We start from the raw sequence: 20940 nt of genomic DNA on the forward strand, positions 1-20940 counted from the left end.
TAGCCTATTAGCTAGATCATTCTAATAGATAGTAAAGGAGTGAGGATGAAAATGTTTTTAAAAACATAAAAACACCTATATATTTCCATTGTGAATGCCGATAGTAAGAGTGAAGTTATTAATTTATAGAATCTTTATGAGGGAATATTGATGGTTATTAGTATTTGAACGGTGAGGGGACGAATCATGAATTGGAAAGAGCTGCTGAATGAAACCTTAGAGAATCTAAATAAATGGTTATCTGATGAAAATAAAGGAGATCCAAGTGAAATCATTTCTATTCGTCAGGACATTCATGAGCCTCCCATGCTACTAGTAGCTGGAGAGTTTAATGCAGGTAAATCAACTTTTATTAATGCCCTTCTTGGTGAGAAGGTTCTAACTTCTGACATTATTCCAGCTACAGCAGTGGTAACGAAGCTTACATATGGCGAGAAAGAAGAGGTTATTGGTCATTTTGGTGATGGTACAACAAAGCACTTCAATCATATGTGGCTTGAGGAGTTAACGGCTGAGAGAGCAGGCAAATGGGAGTCTATGCGGCATAAGCTTTCGTATATTGAATTGAAGTTACCGGGAGAAATTCTAAAGGGCTTAACAATAGTAGATTCTCCGGGATTGAATTCAGGGTATGATCATCATACACGATCAACAATAGAATTTATGAAGCGAGCGGATGAAGTGGTCTGGCTCTTTAACTACCAAAACCTTGGAACTCAGTCAGAACTTGACCAATTAAGAAAGATTAAAGAGATTGGTTTACTCCCATATGGTGTAGTGAATCGAATTGATCTTCATGACGATGAAGAAGAGAGTATCGAAGAATTTCTCGAAGGTTCACTTGGGAGAGTAAGCGGATTGGTGAGGGGACTAATCGGCATATCTGCTATAGAAGCACTTGAGGGAAAACTTGAGAAGGACTCTACTAAACTGGAGTGGAGTAATTGGGAAGCAATCGAGTCTATTATTTCAAAGGTAGAGAACGATAAAGATCAGAAAACGATTCGTTTGTTCAACAGATTGTTTGATGCCATGCAGGTTATTAGTCAGAGGTTTACTAGCATAGACAAAGAGCTGAGTTCTGCTATCGGAAGCAAACATAAGTTAAAGTCTTTTATTAATGGGAAGTTATCTCATCTTATCACTGAGATAGATGACTTATCTAAAGAGTATCAACAAACAAAGCGTCTTCAGTCTCACTTCAATAAACTCTCTAGGTTACGTTCTTCTTTCAAAGCGTTTGAAGTATGGATGATCGAATACGAGGAAATTAATGGAGAAACAAATTCGTTAATCTTATGGAAAAACGATGTAGTACCTTTACGGGAATCCTATATTGGTGAGGTAGATCATTACAATCGTTCACTAGAAATGTCTTATGAGAATCATGAGGATTTGCTCAGGGAGTGGGACGAGTTTAAAGTCCCCGTTCTTTTCAGTAAATGGGGTCTTAAATCGAAATTAAAGGAGAACGAAACCTATCACAATACAGTAAAGGAGTTAGAAGAGGAACGTGAAAAGCTGAGTCAAACGAGAGAAGCATTACAGAACAAGTTACAAACGATGTATGCTCTTCTTGCGCAAGAAAAGGAGCTTTTCTATAAGGAACGAATTCCCTCTGTATTTCAAAAGATAACGGAATGGAATCATTCATATCTGAATACTATCAATCAATTTAAGGAGATCCATGATCCTATTCTTGAGGATAGTCAGAAGTTTATTGCTGATTTAAATGAATATATAAGAATTGTGAGCCCATTATTCACTGCACAACATGGTGAGTTATCTACTGTAGAAACTTACCAAAAATGTTTTTATCTTTTCAGAGAAAATCAGTTGATCCCACATTTTTATCCAGAACCCGAAGGAATGTTAGATTTTAAGAATTTCCGTAAGCTTGGCGAAAAGGAGAATACACTGAACAAAAGTGATCCCAAAGAATCTTTTAATCGGATTAAAATAGATAAGTTGAAAAAGCCAATGGCATTAAAGATCAATCTGGAACAATATCATAGGTATATTTCTACAAAACGAACCACTGCTATCGTGATAGTTTCTATCCTTTCAATCTTTGCATTTGTATTCACATATGAAGGGGAGCCCACGGAAGAAGTAAGTAATGAAGAAGTAGCCGTTTATGCTAGTGATTCAACTTCTGATTACGAGGATGACATCGTTGATGAATCAGATGTTTCTAATAATGATGAACCACTAATGGAAGAAAGTTGGACGCAAGATCAAGTAGAAGAATTTTACGAAGACATGATGAACGATTTAGATGATCGGTTGTATAGGGGTGCCAGCATAAGTGATAGTTGGTTTTCTGAAGGGGGAGCAGCTGATTATAGATCATATTATGACGAATTTGGGTATGGTTCGCTGGAAACCTATGATGTGGAAAGCGTTGATTACGTAGCGGACAAAGCGGAATTAAGTGCTATAGAAACTTATGAGCTGAATGGTGAAATAAACACCTACAATGTTCAGTATGTGATTGCACCTACATTAAATACGTTAGAAATTACAGGTGTTCAATACAACCTAATTGACACTCAGGAGCAGGAGTACAGTGTCTCTGAAGTGTCCTTAACTCAATTTATTCGTGATTTCCGGAGCGACTATCTTTCAGCGCTCAATCAAACTGACTTCACTTATATATCTTCCTATCTAATAGCCGATAGTTCGGCCTCACAAGAGATCGAAGACTATATTGATTCGATCTATGGAAAAGGCTATCAATTTGATTTCTTGCAAGATAATATTCAGGCAGTTGAGCAGGTAGAGCGAAATAGCTATCACATCCTAACAAGCGAAGAATTTAATTATGATAAAGGGAATGGCGATCGAATTTACTACCAAAAGAGTAAGAAATACAAGGTGCGTGTGATAGGTGATGAATTATACGCAATAGAAATGATTACGAACCTTGAAACGAACAAAGAGAAAATCATTGAGAGAACAATAGACTATGTTGATCACAATCAAGTATCTCTATGGATGACTTCTTTCTATGGACGCTTCATTGAGGCACTTAACGAGTATGGTTTTGACTACATTGAGGCTGATTATGATCCTAACTCAGAAGAGTATTCAGAGACTGAGAGTTATGTGGAATATGTACAAGGTAGGGATATCATAACGGAGAATCAGGACGTTCGTGTGGTCAACGTAAGAGAACATTCAGACACAGAACTAGCAATTGATATTTATACAGAAGACCGCTTTTATTACCCAGAGGGTGATGGTGATGACAAAAAGATCGAGGCAACCTATATCGTCTCTATTTCAAATGAAGGTGAAATTAAAATAAGAGATTTAGTCGATTTGAACATTCTCGAAGAAATTGAATTTATTTGGAGGGAAGAGGAATGAGTTTTTCTCTGGAGGCTTATAAACAAAAGAGAAATCAGCTGTCGCAGACTATGAAACAGTTGGAGTACACGCTAGGGGAAATGGAATTGACCACTGAAACTAGTAAGATAGCTAACTTTAGAAAACAACTTCTGGAAGAGGAGTTCAAGATTGTAGTGGTAGGTGAATTCTCACGTGGAAAATCAACATTTATTAATGCACTTCTAGGAAAACGAATTCTTCCATCTCTTGTCAGACCAACTACAACTGTATTAAATATTATATCTTACGGAGCGTCACATAAAATCAAGATTCACTATCATGATCGTAAGACTGTTGATCTTATCTCAGAAGATCAATTCAAAGGATTAATCGCCCCTAAAGATCCGATTATTGGAGATAAAGAGTCAGAAGCAACTTTTGATGAGCACGTTCAGAGGATTAAAAGAGTTAAGTATGCTGAGATCAACTATCCACTTTCGTTTTGTCAAAATGGTGTGCAGATCATTGATACCCCAGGTACGAATGACCTTGATCCGATACGTGAAGAAATCACTAACACCATCATCCCTGCTTCTGATGCTGCTATTCTTCTTCTAGATGCAACAAAGTTACTTTCGGAGTCAGAAGTTAGCTTTCTACGTGATCGTTTATTAGCAAACGATATAAGTAAAATTTTTGTTGTTATTAATTTCAAGGATTTACTCAAAAGTAAGGAAGATATTGAAAAAGTAATGAACTATGCCAAAGCGAAACTTGAACCTATACTACCAGAAGTAAGAATGTTTCTTGTCGCTGCTAAAGAAGCTCTCAATAGTAGGAGAATAAGTGAAGGTGAAGAAGTAATATTCAGAGGTAGACCAATCACTCCTTGGAATATAGAAGATACAGGTTTTCCGGCTTTGGAAAAATCATTAGCTCAATTTCTAGAATCTGAACGAGGTGCCGCTAGAATCTCAAAAGCGAATCACCAGGTGGCGAGGGTAATTGATGATGTGTTAGTAAAGAGAATTGCTTTTCAAAAACAATCACTTACTCATCAAGCCCATGATGTTGAAGCGAAAATAGCCGAATTGAGAAGCAAGATTAAGAAGGTTAGGGTCAAAGGAGAAGAAGCAAAGAAGAATATTTCTTTTGAACTTATTAAAGAAAAGAGGACTCTGGAAGAATGGTATAAGCAGCGGTTAACAAGTATATCTGACAAAGCGTTAGGTGCTTTTGAGGAATATCGCTATTTGGGTATCGATGACTTGAATGTCAAAATCGAAAAAACCATTGCTCCTTTAGAGCGAAAATTACATGAAGAAAAGCAAAAGCGAATGAGCGAGACAGTTAGCCAGGTGATCAAACGAATGAGTGAGTCTGTTAATGAAGAATGGAAATCGATTCATTCCGGAATAAATAATCTATGGAATGATGGGACTGGTCACCTTCCTGTGATTCAAGAAGCAGATCTTACTTACGAACGCGAGGTTACTTTGTTTGATGAACTATATGGTGAGCTTGGTGAGGCATGGGACAATTCTACAAGCTTTATTGGTAAAACGTTAATTGCATCTGGCGCTATCTTAACAGTGGCTGCACATGGAATTAGCTGGTTGTTTAATAAATTCATCCTTGGAGAAGATGAAAAAACGAAAATGAAAAGAATGCTTGTTCAACAATTAGAAGCTACTAGAAAAAAGAAAGAAATAGGCTTTTCAGATGAATGGAAATCTCTCGCAAAAATAGTGAAAGCTAGATATTCTGAAATCGTAACAGAAGAAACCGAATTAGTTGAGCAGCAGTTGGGAGTTCTCGAGAAAAACTTGAGGCTAGAGGAAGCAGATCTACAGAGTAACTTGCAACTTGTATTAATGAGAGAGAAGCAGCTCCTAGCTCTTAAAAAGGATCTGAACTATTTAGGTGCTGGATTTGAAATGCAGGAGGTTAAGCTGTGAATCATGAAGAGAAGAAAGCAACGCTTGAAAGAAAAGCCGATTCATTACAATCGTTGATTAAATCAATTATGCCGGATAGTCCAAGTATTCCAGAATTCCAAAACTTTATTGATGACCTTCGAGAAGATTATTATACGGTAGTCGTTGTTGGCGAATTTAAGCATGGCAAATCCACATTTGTAAATGCCCTTCTCGGACAGGAGCTTATGCCGGTAGACGTTACTCCTACTACAGCAACCATTCATGCAGTCATGCATGCTGATGAACCTCGTATACAGGTTGTTAAACAAAGTGGTGAAGTAGAGAACCATCCCTTATCCAAGGAGCTCTTGAATGGCTATACAGCTACGGCTGATTTTGAACCAGAAGAGATTAAGTATTTGAAGATATTTCTTTCTTCAAATCTTTTGAAGAACAAGGTCATCCTCGTAGACACTCCTGGCGTAAACGATTTAAATCAACAGCGTTCCGACGTAACACATAGCTTTATTCCTCGGGCAGATGTTGTTCTATTTATGCTCTCTATGACGTCACCAGTGAAGAGAACTGAGCAGGAATTTATGGAGAATCATTTGTCTGCACATGACCAAACAATCTATCTTGCTAACTTCATGGACCGCATTGATGAAGAAGAAATGGAGGATGTGCTGGATACTGTAAAGAGTCGTATTCAGAAGATTACGGGGAAAAATGATCCGAGGATTTACCCTATTTCAGCACTTGAAGGCTTACAAGGGAAACTTGAGAATAACGAACAATCGATACAGTTCTCCGGTGTAGGTGAGGTGGAGAATGAAATAGAGTCCATTATAAAGAGTAGTAACAGAAATAAAGTGAAGATGGAAAGATTCCAAATTCGCTTCAATCATCTATTAAACTCACTTTTAGATGAAATCAAGACTATAGAAAACGTATCAAAGGCTTCTATAGAAGAATTACAAATGCAGCTTTCTTCTATAGAAGAGTGGATGAATAAGAAAGATGAATGGGAAAATCGCTTACGTTTCTACCTTGGCAAACGTGAAGAAGAAATATCGTATATGGCTTTGAAATCAGCAGATCATTTTGGGGAGCGTCTTCGAAGTGATTTACTTACTAAGGTAGAGCTTTATACAGGGAATGATATTAAAAACCTTGTTCAAACTCAATTGCCTATAACCTTACAAAATGGTTTTAAGCAATGGATTGATCAATACAGCGATTACTTAGGAGAGTTACTTAGAAAGCTTCAAGTTGAAGTATCGAGGGGTCTCTCTAAATCATTTAAACAGTCTATTAAAGTACAAGTTGTTGGAGAACAGTATCACTATCTAGCTGATTATCCTATCCTTGACACTGCAACGGGGAACGCTTCTATTAAAGCGGGTGCAGTACTAGGAGGAGCTAGCACTGTTGCGCTTTTACTGGGAGGACCTTTTCTCATTCCTATCGTGGGTATGGCAGGTCTTCCATTCCTACAGCAAAAAATAGCAGAGCGACAACTTGAGAAGGTGAAACCTGAGGTTAAGCTTAAAGTGAATCAGCATTTAGATGCTACTTTAAATGATTTTAAGGTACGTCTTCAGCATTATCTATCAACAGAGGTCCAAGAGATAAAAAAGATTGCTATAAAAGAGTTCACTTCCTTAGTCATTTACATCCAAGAAGCAATTCAAAAAGAAGTTCATGCTAAATCACTAGAAAAAAAGAGTGTGCAACATCATTTAACAGAGCTTAGTAAAGTAAAGGCGCAAATAGAATTGTACAAACAAGAGGAGGAACAAATGTATGGGCGAATTTAATTCTTTTGACATTGTGGATGTTTCATCGGCATTTGATCAAGATTATGGATTGAGTACAGGTTATGAATCTACTGACTTTGGTGAAATAACGGTTCTTGATACGAACTCTTTTTCAGGAACAAATGATGTCTTTCATACTTCAGATCCATTAAAGCATGCCTATAAGTTTCAATTTGAACCACTGGATTTGGGGAATCTCCATTTTGTAGAACCACACTATGTAGACGGCTATTTTAGATCCGATGGAACCTATGTTGAAGGCTACTATCGTGACGGCGATGGCAATCCGACAATCGATCGTCCAATTGAGCACGGAGGAGGTTATGTTCGTTCAAACCCGGATGGTAATCCTTTTAATAATTTGAACGGATAATGAGGAGCGGCTGACAAGTCACGGAGAAGGCTTACTAGATAAGTCAAAGAAAAAACCAGGTTATCTAACGTACTATAGAGTAGATAACCTGGTTTTATTGTTTTGTTATTCGTTATGAATCAGCATAACCGTTTTGTGACTCTTTTCATAGTTTCTGAAATGAATATACAGTGAAACTAGACGAGCGAATCAGTGAATTAATTAGCTCAACTAGTTTTTGTTTTGTATAAGGATTGAATCTTTGAACTCCATGAATCACGGGGCCGTTTCTCGTGATTCTATACGGCTATAGCAGCATGAAGCAAGGGAGGGTTTATCCTCATTTTTTAACAATTTTTTGTGCAAAGAAATGAATCAGTAGAACTTTACCTGTGATCCCTGTTATTTTTTCGGAATAATCTGTAAATTTATTGAAGAAAATGTTTTAGTGTGTTATAAATGGTATGACCTTTCGTCCAGTTGTTCTGTAGCAAATGGTAATAAAAAAAGGGAGATGTTTTTCAATGAGCCAAGACGGTATTGAGATTAGTATCAAGCCTGGTCTGGACAAAGAATCATCTAGCGTGACAGCAGTTGGAAGTGTTCGTCACATTATTACCAAAAAGGAAATGAAGCATTTTGGAGTTGAAAGAGATCAATTAAAGCAATCTGCAAAAAAATTTTTCGGCCAAGCGCCTAAGGATGTATTTCTTTATAGTCCGACACCATGGGGTGATTTGTTTAGTAAATTTGGTGGGGATGAAACCTCAACAGTCTTGAAAGTTAAGGACGCTAAAGTAATCGATATTACCTCTGAACCTGTTATAATATCAAGTCAAACGTTTAAGAACGACAGTAGTAGTCATGCTACATTTGACTGTGCAATTAAAGATTCAGTAAGTGAAACAGTTGAAAGTTCATGGAGTAGTTCAAATAAGATTGAGGCTTCGCAAGCTATCAACTATACAGTTGGCTTTCCAGGTGGTAATGCTGGCGGTGAAACAAAAATAGCTTACTCTCATTCATGGGGAGAAGAATCGTCTCAATCCAAACAAATAGAGGTAGGCCGTTCTTCTGGCGTGCATGTAAATTTAGAACCAGGACAAGGAGTAGAAGCAATTATAAATGCAAGTCGAGGTAATATGAAAGTGGAGATTGTGTACGAAGCAAAATTGTCTGGTTCTTTTTGGACTAATTATAACCCCACATACAAAGGTCATCATTTTTGGCGTTTTAACATAGATCAGGTATTTAATACTAATAAAATCCCAAATTCCATCATTGTTAAGGAGCACATCTTAGTTGGTTTTTATGCAAACTCAACAATTGATCTTAAGGACGTTAAAACTAAACGATCTCTTAATTCAGTTATTGCAGATAATTCAGAAACACTTAGCTTTACCACTTAAAATAAAGGGGTATCACGGTGTGTGAACTCAAAATAAAAAACGGTAAATATAGTAATAGTTGATTGATGAAAAACCTTGGTAAGTTCCTCTTGGTTTCATCTTAAGACTCTATAAAACCAGGTGGCCAATCATTTAGATTAGGTCACCTGGTTTTTATCGCTTTTAAAGGATAATTGCTAATGTACTAGGATGTAACTCATACTTTAATGCTTAAGTTTAAGTGTTCGTTTGATAGTAGGTGTTTATTAAAGGTTATACTAGGTCACTTAATTAATTTATTTGTAGGGAATCACTAGAATCGTCCCTGTGAGTCCCGTTGTTTTGTTCTTTATTAAGAATGACTTCAGCTTTTTAACCAAACCAAATAAGGAGACTAAACGAATGAACAAATCAGTTATCAAACTTTTTGTATTGCCTTTTTTACTGTTTGTAACAGTGCCCATCCTATCAGGGGAAGTCAGTGCGAATCCCGATCATCCCTTCGCAAGTGGATCAGGTACAGAACAAGATCCTTATGTTATCGAAACAGCTGACCAATTGGATCAATTAAGAAATTATTTGGACGCACATTTCGAATTAGGTGCTGACATTGACTTAAGTGGATACAGTGCCCCTGATGGTAAAGGGTGGATGCCTATTGGCATGAATAAGGGGTACAAATTTACAGGGAATTTTGATGGTATAAAGCATACCATTTCAAATCTAACTATTAATCGACCATATACTGATGGTGTAGGTTTATTTAACGAAATTGGATATTCAACAATAAAAGACTTATTCTTGAAAAATATTTCAATTAAGGGGGCGAGTTCTGGAGGACTTTCTGGATATATTCACCACAGTACAGTAAAAAAAATAGCTGTTAATGGGATTGTAGAAGCTGAATATACTGTTGGAGGACTTGCTGGTTATGCTTATTATACATCACTGTCTGAGTCAAGTTTTATAGGAGATGTAAACGTATCTGAAAATTACAGTACTATTGGAGGGATTTTTGGAAGCTCACGTGAAGGAAAAGTTGAAAATGTTTTTACTGAAGGAACAATAAATCCACATTCATCTTATCAAGAGGTAGGAGGCTTGATTGGAGCCTCTTATAAAGACAGTATAAAAAATTCATATACTGCTATGTCTTTGGAAGGTGAAGAACAGGACATGCGCTCTCGAATGCACTTTGTATCTAGTGCAAGAGATAGTTCGATTCAAAACTCATTTGGAGTAATACCTCCCCAGGAAAGAAAAGGAAATTTTGTTGGATATGATTCGGGAAGTTCTATTAACAACTCCTTTTGGATAGAAAGAAATAATCATTCTAAATTAAGCAATCTAATCTATCCAGAATGGAATTTCACATCCGTATGGACTATGGAAACCGGTGATGAATTCCCTACGTTAATGCTATCAGTAGATAAGATTCCCCCAGTAACAACTCTCACCATTCCTGAGGTTCATGAAAATGGTTGGTTTAATAACCACATTCCACTAGAATTTTCAGTAAACGAAGATGCCATTATCCAATATAGAAAAAACGATGGAGAATGGACTCAATATACTACACCTGAATCACTAGGTGATGGGGAATGGACAGTTGATTATTTTTCAACAGATAAATCGGGTAATGTAGAAGATATAAAGTCAGTTCAACTGAAGGTTGATACAACAAAGCCATTAACAACAATGGAGCTTGAAGGAACGAAAGGAAAGAGCGACTGGTATGTTTCAGATCCAACTTTCACTCTCTCACCTGCAGATGGAGGCTCCGGCATTGATGCTACAGAGTATCGATTAAACAAAGGAGAATGGATCTCTTATAATAGTCCCGTTACATTGCAAGAGGGAATGCATAATGTAGAGTTCCGTTCAATTGATGGTGCAGGGAACGTAGAAGATACACAAACGATAGGTGTGAACGTAGACACTACTGTACCGGAGCTGGAAGTCGGATTAAACAAGTATGAATTATGGTCACCGAATCATAAAATGAAGAAGATTCAATCCACCTTGACCTATTCTGACGCCATGTCAGAAGTCGATTCTGTTGAGCTAGTGTCAATCACAAGTAATGAAGATGATGATAGTCATGATGACATTCAAGGTGCAGAGTATGGTACTGAGGATACAGAATTTTCCCTACGTGCTGAGCGGTCAGGAAAAAAATCGGGGCGTGTGTATACAATTACTTATTTAATCACAGATTATGCTGGTAATGATTTGACTGAAGTAGCCACAGTGGACGTTCCACATGATAAAGGGAAAAGTGATAAAAAAAGTAACAAAGATAAAAAAGGCAAAAAAGCAAAATAACTAACTGTATTTTGCATGTTGAGGAACATGTTAATAGGAGAATGATAGGGAATGGGCGCGGTTCTATTGATTGGAATCCAAGTTAAAAACCAATGCACATTAAAAAGAGGTAAAAAAACAGGTGGGTTCCTCGTATTATTGAGGAGCCTACCTGATTTTTTATTTTAAATCAAGTGAATCAACAGAAACGTCCCGCTAATTCTCTACCCATTCTGAAACGCTTCATCTATCTCCCGCAACTTATCATAAGACTCTTGCAAATGATCAGGAACCAATTTCCGCCCAAATTCCCAAGCGTTCTCTTCAATATCAGCAAGAAGCTTTTGCTGAACGTCCTCATCCTCATCCTCATACATTAATATCCTCAAGTCATGTCTGTGTTTCTTAAAATCTAAATAATACCCAATCTCGTGGTAGAGAAGGAGTAGTGCAATGTTTTCTTCCGTTTCTTTTAATTTAAAGTTGACTTTGGCTTGGTATCCGTTGATTTGTAAGTAGTTAAATTTAATTGTGTTCGTTGATACGTTATAGCTCATGGGAGCGTTTAGCTCGTTATTGAATTCATAATTGATCGCTAAATCGTGCTCTTCTAATGTATCTTTAATAATCTTTTCAACATCCCATATATATAACATGTTTCTTTCATCACTACCTTTTTGTGAAGCTTTTCCTGTTAGTGACCTATTTTAAACCATCCAACGGAATACTACCACTATTTTAATGGGATCATTGGCTATTTCACTCAGGTATCAACAATTAGCATTAAACAAACGTTTGATTGAATTGCGATTCCGAATTGGTCTATATCCAGACCATATAGAAAGATTTATGTGCACGTTTATAAGAGATGGTTGCAGTGTAGTAAAAAGTATGGAAAATGACTACATTTCCATACTTCTAGTTTTAGTTAGTAAATAGTTGGGAATCTCCTCCAAACAAGTCATTTAGGCTTCGTTTAAGGAGGATTGAAATGAATTTATATTATATAGGTTTTGTTATCATGGCAGCTGTTTTATGGGGCATTTCAGGGGGATTAGCAGGAATATTAATGGATAAAGGATGGGATCCGATCGTCATCTCCTTTTATAGAGGTGCGATAGGATTTGTTGGTATTTTTGTTTGGCTGCTTCTTTATCGAAAAGGAAATAAAGTAACGTATTCATCTAAGGCAGTAAAGTGGTCGGTAGTAGCCGGTTTCGCTGTCGCTTGCAATTTCAGTTTTTACTTTCTTAGTATTTCAGAATCTGGTGTAGCAGTAGCATCAACTTTGATGTACACAGCACCCTTATTCGTTCTTTTTAGTTCATTTCTATTTCGAATAGAGACTGTCACCCCATTTAAAGTAATCGCGATGGTAATCGTGATGGTGGGAATTAGTTTATTAACAAACGTTTATGAGACAGGGGTTGGGAGTTTAAATGTTTTTGGAATTATGAGTGGGCTATTATCAGGTCTTTCATACGCTCTATTTATTTTTGGATTTAAGAATGCTTCAAAAGAAGGACGTCCTCCTTTTGTTCTAACCGTCGCTTTTGCTACATTTACCATTGCCATGTTTTTACTTATTGATCATAAAGAAGCGCTCGACGTTTTGTTTTCCGAGGATTTGATTTGGTTTGTAACTCTTGGAATAATTGGCGCTGGAATTTCTTTTTACTTATATATAGAAGGTTTGAAGAAAACGTCAGCATCCGTTGCAGCGATCATAGCAATGGTAGAACCGGTCACGGCTTCTCTATTTGGATTAGTGATTTTGGGAGAGGTGCTTACATTAACTCAAAGTATAGGACTCGTTATTATTCTCATTACCATTACTATATTAAGTACAAAACAAAAGGGTTAGAAGCACGGGGGCGGTTCACGTGATTCACTCTAACTTTATTAATGTCTAATTTTAGTTTAAGAAAAACCAGGGAAGCGAACAAATGTGTTAATTCGCTTTCCTGGTTTTTGTGTATGCAAGTACAAATGAATCAGCAGAACCGCCCCGCTAATTTAGCGAGTATTTTTAATAGTAGAGGGTAGAGAATTAATAGAATTCTTATAACGAGGAGTGGAAGAATGAGTGTCATTACCAATGTGAAAATCTATCAACCAGGAAAAGAAACCATAGAAAACGGTCATCTTGTCATTGAAGACGGGAAATTCTCTTATGTTGGGGACGGACCATATGAAGGTGATCAAACCAACATTGTTGATGGGAAAGGGAAAACGGTAGCTCCTTCCTTCAATGATACGCACCTGCATTTGCTGCGATACGGTTTGATGAAGAAAGAACTTGATTTGCGTGAGGTAACAACGTGGGAGGAAATGAAGCGAATTGTAAGTGATAAATATACGGAAGAAAAGATGGAAGAGAATGAGTGGATTATTGGGCGGGGATTAATTGATAGTCAGTTCACAGACATTGATCATCTTTTAACGGCTCATGATCTTGAGGAGTTAGAATATAAAAAGCCGATGTTCTTCCTTCATGACGATGGTCATGAATGCATCGTAAATGAAGAAGCTTTAGAGATTATTAAGGAGCATGATGGTCTCGAGAAAAACCATGACAGATTCATAGAGAAAGATGAGAACGGTAATTGGACTGGACGATTTAAAGACAGCGCTGTTCATTTTATTAAATTCCACTTCAGACAAAAAACAGAAGATGAGGTCTATGAAGCGATTAGTGATGCTGTTCCGCATCTATTAAAGCATGGTATTACGTCGATCCATACAGATGATTTAAATTATACGGGTGCGTTTGATCGTGTTTGGGACAGCTATCGGAAATTAGAAGAGGAGGGAGACCTACCTGTTCAAGTTCATCTCCATCATTACGTCTACAATCTCGATAATATGAAGGAATATCTCAACACTTATAATAGAAGAACTGGTGAAGGTTCAGATCGCGTGCGGATGGGAGCTTTCAAGATCTTCCTTGATGGCACACAGCGATTACACACGGCAGCGTTAAGACAGGCTTATCATGATAAACCGGAAACAAGCGGGACTTTGATTTATTCGCAAGAAGAACTTGATGAAATGGTGAAAACGGCAGATGAGAACAACATGCAGGTGACGATGCATGCGATTGGTGATCGAACAGTCGAGCAAGCGATCAATGCGATTGAGAAAGTATGCGCAGGCAAAATGCGTCATCGCATTATTCATGCCCAAATTCTTGCACCAGATTTATTAGAACGACTAAAGAAGCTGAAACCTTATCTTGAGATCCAGCCTGGCTTTATGATGAGTGAATACGATCAAACGGCTGATTGGGTAGGAAGAGAACAAGAGAAATATTGTAACCCATGGAAAACGGTAAGCAAGATGGGCATTCCGTTCACCGGAAGCTCGGATTGTCCAATTGGTCCACTATCACCTATGATGCACATCTACGCAGCTGTCACAAGACAGGATGAAGAAGGAAAACCTGAAGGCGGTTGGATTCCAGATGAGCGACTTTCAGTTGATGAAATCTATAATGCCTATACAGCGACAGGAGCAGAACTGGAATTTCAGGAAAAGGTGAAAGGCAAATTGGAAAAGGGTCATACAGCTGATTTCGTCGTGTTATCAGCGCATCCAGGAGAAGTTGAACCGAAAGAGTTGAAGGAGCTTGAAGTTTTTGAGACTTGGGTTCAGGGAGAAAGAGTGATGTGAGGGAATCACCGGGACGGTTCTCGTGATTCATTTTGAGGTGTATGGGGAGTAGAGTCAGTTGTGTTATTGACTTATTCCATAGTAAGACGTAAAGAAAACCAGGAGAGCTAATCATTCTATTGATTAGCTCTCCTGGTTTATTGTATTTTGGAAGAAAAATGAATCAGCAGAACCGTCCCCGTGATTCTCGTAGATTCTTTCACTTCTATTTTTGGGTTTTAATGATATGTAATAGATGTTCATGATCTTCAATCTATTGGTAACAAAGAGCAGTTCCTAAAATGGTTTTTACTCACAGAAATAAAATTTTCTTGTATTTCGGTTAAAACCTTGTCTTTATGCCATGAAAGGTAATGAACCCATATTGGATTAGAATTAAAGTCTATCCTTTTTAGCTTCCCAGTCTGAATCTCTTCTCTTACTACTTCGTAAGGGAGTAAAGCAATTCCAAGGTTTGATTTTAAGCAATTTTTTAGCGTTTCCACATTGGTTATTTCATAGGAGGACCGAAAAGCCATATTTGATTCAGCCATCATATTTTCTAAAAAACCCCTATATGAGCAGCCTTTTTCTGTTAATAAGATCGTTTGCTCATGAAGGTCTTTTAGAGTTGGTTTTATAAGGTTATTAGCTTTGTTTAAAGGTGATGCTACCAATACTAAATCTTCTTCTGCTAGAAGAGTGGTTTGGAAACCTTGTTCGTCATTCAAGTCCTCATTAAACGCGAACGCAAAATCAAGTCGCCCCTCTTGAAGTTCAGATTGAATAAAGTCAATTTGGTGTATAGGTTTTATGATTACTTTCACATTTGGGTATTGTTCGTTTATCTCGGCTAAAATCCCAGGAAGTTTATACGTGCATTGGCTTTCGGTCGCCGCTACAGTTATGGTAGCGGACGTTTGTTTGTTATCGCTAATAGCCTCTAAAGCGGATTTATATTGATGTAGAATCATATCTGCGTAGCCTTTAAAGTTTATACCGTTAGAAGTGAGAACGAGCTTACTCCCTAATCGTTCAAAAAGCTTTACATTAAGTTCAGATTCTAAACTTTTAATTTGAGAAGTAACACTAGACTGCGCATAATTAAGCGCTTTAGCAGTCTTTGTAAAGTTTAAAGTCTCACTTGCTATTTTAAATGTAGCTAACTGCTTCATATCCATATTAATCTACTCCTATCGCATTTTCCGATTGGTTCTATCGATCTTTTCATATGGGATTTAGTTACATCTTATCATAGAATGAAACTATTCCTATAAATGGAAAGTACATACTTGCTGTCAATGTAAGAAAAATTATGTGAGGAGGAAGAATGGTGAAGACAAAAGTTGTAGCATTCGTAGAACCGAGCTTTTATGGCATTGATTTTGTAGAAAGAACGTACAGAAAAGGATGTAAAGTCATCGCAATTGGCTCATCAATCGATAATCCTAAAAAGTATGCGTACGAGAATTATTATCATGATTTTTTAGTAGCTGACATAAGAAATGCAGAATCGATTTACAATGCGATTAAAGAATCTTCATATTACGGTCAAATTGATGCGTTAATTCCTGCGACTGATTATGCCTCACACTTAACAGCTGAGGTAGCTGAAAGGTTATCGCTAAAAACAATATCTTCTCAAGCAGCAAACAACGCAAGAAATAAAGATTTAGCGCGTGATGTGTATGAGCAACATAAAGTACCTAGTGCAAAATATCAAAAGGTATCCAGCTTGACGGCAGCGATACAAGCTGCCAAAACTATCACCTATCCCGTAGTTCTTAAACCTACCAATTGTGCCAGTAGTCAAGGCGTCTATTTCATTGAAAATGACAAACAATTAGAAGTAGCATTTGAGAAACTAAGAGAATTCAAAAAGACCTATATGGATTTTGACGTAAGAAACGAATATCTCATTGAAGAATACTTAATAGGTCCAGAATTTAGCGTAGAATTTTTCTTGAAGGATAGCGAAGTTGTGTTTTCATCAGTGACAGAGAAACTTACTTCTGATCTACCTTATTTTGTAGAAATCTCACATACTGTTCCTACATCTGTAGAGAGCGATAAGATTGATGATATGATTCGCGTCTGTGTTCAAGCTTTACGTGCAATAGGGATCGATAATGGACCAAGCCATGTTGAATTAAAGTTAACAAAAGATGGTCCTAAAATCATTGAAGTGAATGGTAGACCTGGGGGAGATAAAATATCCTCCGAATTATTGTACACCACTTACGGTTTAGACATCTTCGATGAAACAGTAAATTTCTATTTGAATTTACCCATCACTGAGACTTACATGCAAAAGAAAGCCACCTCTATAGCTTATTTAACAGCAGATAGAGAGGGGGTTATCTCTTTTGTTGGCGGTGAAGAGGAAATTGCGAATGACCTAAATATCTTGAAATATGACATTACTGTAAAGACAGGCGATAAGGTGAAAATCCCTGAAAGCTCTGATGATCGTCTAGGGTATGTGATCACTACTGGACAAAATTCAGAAGAGGCTAAACATAACGCAATAAACTTAATAAATCGTATTAAACTTCAGTACCAATAAAACTATTAATCATGTTGATGTAGAGGTTTACTAGGAGAGAAACCCATCATTACTTTATTGTAATGATGGGTTTCTCTTTTGAAATAGTATTCGAATTTATCGACGGACTTAAGCCCATTGATAGCATCGGATTTTTCGATGGAAGCGATTTAAATATTCAGTTTTACTGTTCGATTATACTGCTATACCATTTAAGGCAAGAAGCATAAATGAAGAAATAGGAGAGGTGAAGATATGTCTTTTATTCGAAGGAATTTTTTGTTCTTTTTTTTAGCAGATATTATATCTGGTTTTGGAGTGGGAATGAGTACAATTGGAGCAAATTGGTATTTGTTAGATGAAACAGGATCAGTTGGAGCAATCGGTCTTATGTTATCGATTAACGTAATATCAGGTTTTTTAGTCTCTCCTTTTACAGGTATCATCACAGATAAGTTCAATCGAAAAAGTGTCATTCAGGCAACCTTTATTTTAAGAGCGATTACAATTGGAGCTCTAACCGGATTGTTTATCTTTGATGGATTTTCAATTGGCTATATCTATGCTTTCGCTATAATTAATGGAATAGGTTGGAGCATATACATGTCGGCATCGAGGAGCTTAATGCAAGAGTTATTACCTGAGAAGGAACTCTCTAAGGGAAACTCACTTATTGAAATCAGTCTTCAAGTAGGTATGTTTATGGCTGGTGCTGCCTCTGGGTTCATTTACAAGTTTTTTGGATTTGAAATTATTTTACTCATGAACTCGTTAATGTTCGTGTTTAGTAGCCTATTGTTTATGTTTATTAAATATCAATCGATCTCTCTTGAGAGTAGTGATGAAAGCTATTCTGAGTCCTTTAAAAAAGGCCTGCAATATTTAGGCTCACATAAAACGACTTTCTTGTTAGGAATCGTATCCATTGTCCCGTTAGTCGCAACGATGATCTATAACGTGGTACTTCCAGGGTATGTCAGTGATACACTAAATGCAGATTCTGTCGTGTTTGGTTTCTCAGATATGGCATATGGGGTTGGTGGCTTATTATCTGGCTTCATTGCGGCACCGTTTGCTAAGAAAATCTCAGAAAACAAGGCTGTTAGTACGATATTTATCTTGGCGATCGTGACTCTCTTTGGTCTTGCTGTTAATAATTTAGTGTTAATGATTTACCTGGGCAGTTTTCTCATCGGTCTGTCAAATTCATCTTTACGAATCATTATGAACACTATGTTGATGGAAGTTGTACCTAAGCCTTTAATGGGAAGAGCCTTATCTGTTTGGATGGGAATCGCTCTACTATTACAAGCCATCTTAGCAAGTGGGCTAGGACTTTTAATTGATATTTTCTCTCCAAGCATAGGATTCATTTGCATGAGTGGACTAATGCTAATGGGACTGGGTCTTCAAGTGGTTGTTATGAGAAGAAAAGAGAAGTCGAACCTTAAGTATGAGGCGGTGTAACATGAGTATTGCAGTTCTATATGGTAGTTCAAGAGCTAATGGAAACACAGAAGTATTGACTGAACATGTTGTTAAAGGTTTACAAGTGAATAAATTATTTTTGAAAGATTACCATATTAAAGATATTATTGATCAACGACACGAAGAAAATGGTTTTGATTCTGTTGATGACGATTATGATAAGGTGATTGACTCTGTATTAGAAAGCGACGTAATCATCTTTGCTACGCCAATCTATTGGTACGGGATGTCTGGCATTATGAAATCCTTTGTTGATCGATGGTCACAGACTGTTAGAGATAAAAGGTATCCAGAATTCAAATCTAAAATGGCCCAAAAAACGGCTTATGTGATTGCGGTTGGAGGGGATGAGCCTAAGACAAAGGGTCTTCCATTGATTCAGCAATTTTCTTATATTTGCAACTTCATTGGGTTAGATTTTCAAGGATATATACTTGGAAAAGGGGTAAAGCCAAACGATATTTTAATAGATGAAGAGGCTTTAATTAATGCTTTGAACTTAAGGAAATCGTTGGCAGAATAGATCTATATTATCGGAGAAGGGATCTTATCCAAAAAAGATAAGGTCTCTTTTTATTAGCCTAAATCAGAAGTAACCTGGATTTAAAACATAATCGAACTCATTATGTTACATAAAGAAATCACGGGGACGGTTCTCGTGATTCACTTTGAGGTGTATAGAGAGTAGAGTCAGTTGTGTTATTGACTTATTCCATAGTAAGACGTAAAGAAAACCAGGAGAGCTAACCATTCTATTGATTAGCTCTCCTGGTTTTTCTGTTTTATGGGAGATAGTGAATAACAAAACCATTTCAATGCACTAAAGTAATCCTATATGTCGTCTAATCCTAAAATTATTCGCTCATTCTAGGAAAGATGTTCTAGCTTATAGTTCTTTGGTTGGGTGATACTTTACCATGATAAAACTAACTACTAGGCCTTTGATCCACATTTAGGCTTAAACTGAAGGAAATAACTTACATATCTAGAATCGAACACGTTATTGGGATTTAAAAATTAGTAAGGAGATGAAGAGGTTTGAAGAAAAAAATACTGACGTTATCACTTTCTGCCGTTATTGCAAGCTTAACAATTGCAGGCATGCCGTCATTCGCAGCAGGCAATGGTCCTGATGTTAACGGAAAGGAAACGGTTCAAACGGCAATGTTAACGACATATGAAGAGATGTCGAGCTTTCTTCTTAAAGAAAACGAGAAGCAAGAGAGTATGGATCTTGAGGTTATTGGAAAGACAACGAAGGGTCGAGATATTTTTCTAGTCAAATACATAACGAATCCAGAGAATCCTACAATCTTATATCTAACCCAGCAGCATGGGAATGAGGCGCTCACGACTGAAGGTGCACTCGATTATATTCGTCATCTCGGATCAAACAGTAAGAGCAATAAAGAATTACTACAGAACGTGAATATTCTAATTGTACCTATGTATAATGCGGATGGTGCAATGGGAGATGTTGATTTTGAGCTTGAGAACTATTTAGCTAGTGGACGTCATCTGACAAGGTATAATGCCGATAAACTCGATCTTAACCGAGATCATGTGAATAAAACAGCATCTGAAACAAAAGCCTTACATGAGAATGTTCTAGCCAAATACAATATTGATTACATGATCGATTTCCATCATCAGGGTACACAAGAAGAGTATGACGGAAAGCCAACTTCAGGGTCTCTTCTAACTCCACAAATAAAAGGGGTTAAGCAAGACGTAGTTGAACAATCAAAGAGACTAGCGACTGTTCTTTATCAAGGATTAGAAGCAAAAGGCTGGTCTCATGTTTTCAAGTATGATGAGCCAACAGAGAATCCTAATGTGGCTTCGAATGCCATGGCTCTACAATATGATATAGGCGTTATTCTCTTTGAGATGAGGGGTATGGCAGATGGGAATTATGAGCCCTATGTACTTGGACAGAAATCCAATGGCTATCTCACAAAACAGGCATTCCTTGCAATAGACAGTACTGCAAATGCGATAGCGAATCGTTCGATTAATCAAGCAGATGTTTCGGTATATGATAATTTACCTGATCAACTATACAATTATTAAGAATTAAAGAGATGGTAACTTTGCACGAATAAAAAGTGAGAAAACTTGAGGGCTACTCGTACTAAGG

14 protein-coding genes are annotated in these 20940 nt (G+C 37.2%); 12 read left to right on the forward strand and 2 right to left on the reverse strand.

Going from position 1 to position 20940, the window contains the following annotated elements:
* Window positions 1–186: 186 nt before the first annotated feature.
* The 6 genes from FBF83_RS09105 (at window position 187) to FBF83_RS09130 (ending at window position 11137) form a co-directional block, all read left to right on the forward strand.
* Window positions 187–3372, forward strand: a complete 3186-nt coding sequence (locus FBF83_RS09105) for a dynamin family protein (RefSeq protein WP_136946836.1) — start codon at window positions 187–189, stop codon at window positions 3370–3372.
* Window positions 3369–5291, forward strand: a complete 1923-nt coding sequence (locus tag FBF83_RS09110) for a dynamin family protein (protein WP_136946837.1) — start codon at window positions 3369–3371, stop codon at window positions 5289–5291. Before FBF83_RS09105 ends, FBF83_RS09110 begins: the two co-directional genes overlap by 4 nt.
* Window positions 5288–7072: a dynamin family protein gene (locus FBF83_RS09115; protein ID WP_136946838.1), complete on the forward strand. Its 1785-nt coding sequence runs from the start codon at window positions 5288–5290 to the stop codon at window positions 7070–7072. The genes FBF83_RS09110 and FBF83_RS09115 overlap by 4 nt, the downstream gene beginning before the upstream one ends.
* Complete coding sequence (locus tag FBF83_RS09120) at window positions 7059–7445, forward strand: hypothetical protein (RefSeq protein ID WP_136946839.1); 387 nt, start codon at window positions 7059–7061, stop codon at window positions 7443–7445. The genes FBF83_RS09115 and FBF83_RS09120 overlap by 14 nt, the downstream gene beginning before the upstream one ends.
* A 503-nt stretch (window positions 7446–7948) precedes the next feature.
* Window positions 7949–8833, forward strand: a complete 885-nt coding sequence (locus FBF83_RS09125) for an ETX/MTX2 family pore-forming toxin (protein ID WP_169525298.1) — start codon at window positions 7949–7951, stop codon at window positions 8831–8833.
* Window positions 8834–9214: 381 nt separating this feature from the next.
* Window positions 9215–11137, forward strand: a complete 1923-nt coding sequence (locus tag FBF83_RS09130) for an OmpL47-type beta-barrel domain-containing protein (RefSeq protein WP_136946841.1) — start codon at window positions 9215–9217, stop codon at window positions 11135–11137.
* A gap of 203 nt (window positions 11138–11340) precedes the next feature.
* Here FBF83_RS09130 and FBF83_RS09135 read toward each other — a convergent pair whose 3' ends face one another.
* Window positions 11341–11772, reverse strand: coding sequence for a hypothetical protein (locus tag FBF83_RS09135; RefSeq protein ID WP_136946842.1), 432 nt, complete (start codon window positions 11770–11772; stop codon window positions 11341–11343).
* Between the two features lie 335 nt (window positions 11773–12107).
* On the opposite strand from FBF83_RS09135, the gene FBF83_RS09140 reads away from it, so the two are divergent.
* Together FBF83_RS09140 and FBF83_RS09145 are read left to right on the forward strand one after the other, a co-directional pair.
* A complete protein-coding gene (locus FBF83_RS09140) occupies window positions 12108–12980 on the forward strand; it encodes a DMT family transporter (protein WP_136946843.1) in 873 nt (290 codons plus the stop codon).
* A gap of 218 nt (window positions 12981–13198) precedes the next feature.
* A complete protein-coding gene (locus FBF83_RS09145; RefSeq protein WP_136946844.1) occupies window positions 13199–14788 on the forward strand; it encodes an amidohydrolase in 1590 nt (529 codons plus the stop codon).
* A gap of 248 nt (window positions 14789–15036) precedes the next feature.
* Here FBF83_RS09145 and FBF83_RS09150 read toward each other — a convergent pair whose 3' ends face one another.
* On the reverse strand, window positions 15037–15948 hold the full coding sequence (locus FBF83_RS09150) for a LysR family transcriptional regulator (RefSeq protein ID WP_136946845.1): 912 nt from the start codon (window positions 15946–15948) through the stop codon (window positions 15037–15039).
* 149 nt (window positions 15949–16097) lie between these two features.
* On the opposite strand from FBF83_RS09150, the gene FBF83_RS09155 reads away from it, so the two are divergent.
* The 4 genes from FBF83_RS09155 to FBF83_RS09170 all read left to right on the forward strand — a co-directional run bounded on the left by FBF83_RS09155 (window position 16098) and on the right by FBF83_RS09170 (window position 20873).
* Window positions 16098–17333, forward strand: coding sequence for an ATP-grasp domain-containing protein (locus FBF83_RS09155; protein ID WP_136946846.1), 1236 nt, complete (start codon window positions 16098–16100; stop codon window positions 17331–17333).
* 234 nt (window positions 17334–17567) lie between these two features.
* On the forward strand, window positions 17568–18779 hold the full coding sequence (locus FBF83_RS09160; protein WP_136946847.1) for an MFS transporter: 1212 nt from the start codon (window positions 17568–17570) through the stop codon (window positions 18777–18779).
* 1 nt (window position 18780) lies between these two features.
* Entirely contained in the window at window positions 18781–19323 is a 543-nt protein-coding gene (locus tag FBF83_RS09165) for a flavodoxin family protein (RefSeq protein ID WP_136946848.1), read from the forward strand.
* Window positions 19324–19838: 515 nt separating this feature from the next.
* Complete coding sequence (locus FBF83_RS09170) at window positions 19839–20873, forward strand: M14 family zinc carboxypeptidase (RefSeq protein WP_136946849.1); 1035 nt, start codon at window positions 19839–19841, stop codon at window positions 20871–20873.
* The last annotated feature ends 67 nt before the right edge of the window (window positions 20874–20940 follow it).

The organism is Guptibacillus hwajinpoensis (assembly GCF_005144865.1).
Classification (GTDB): Bacteria; Bacillota; Bacilli; order Bacillales; family Guptibacillaceae; genus Guptibacillus; species Guptibacillus hwajinpoensis_A.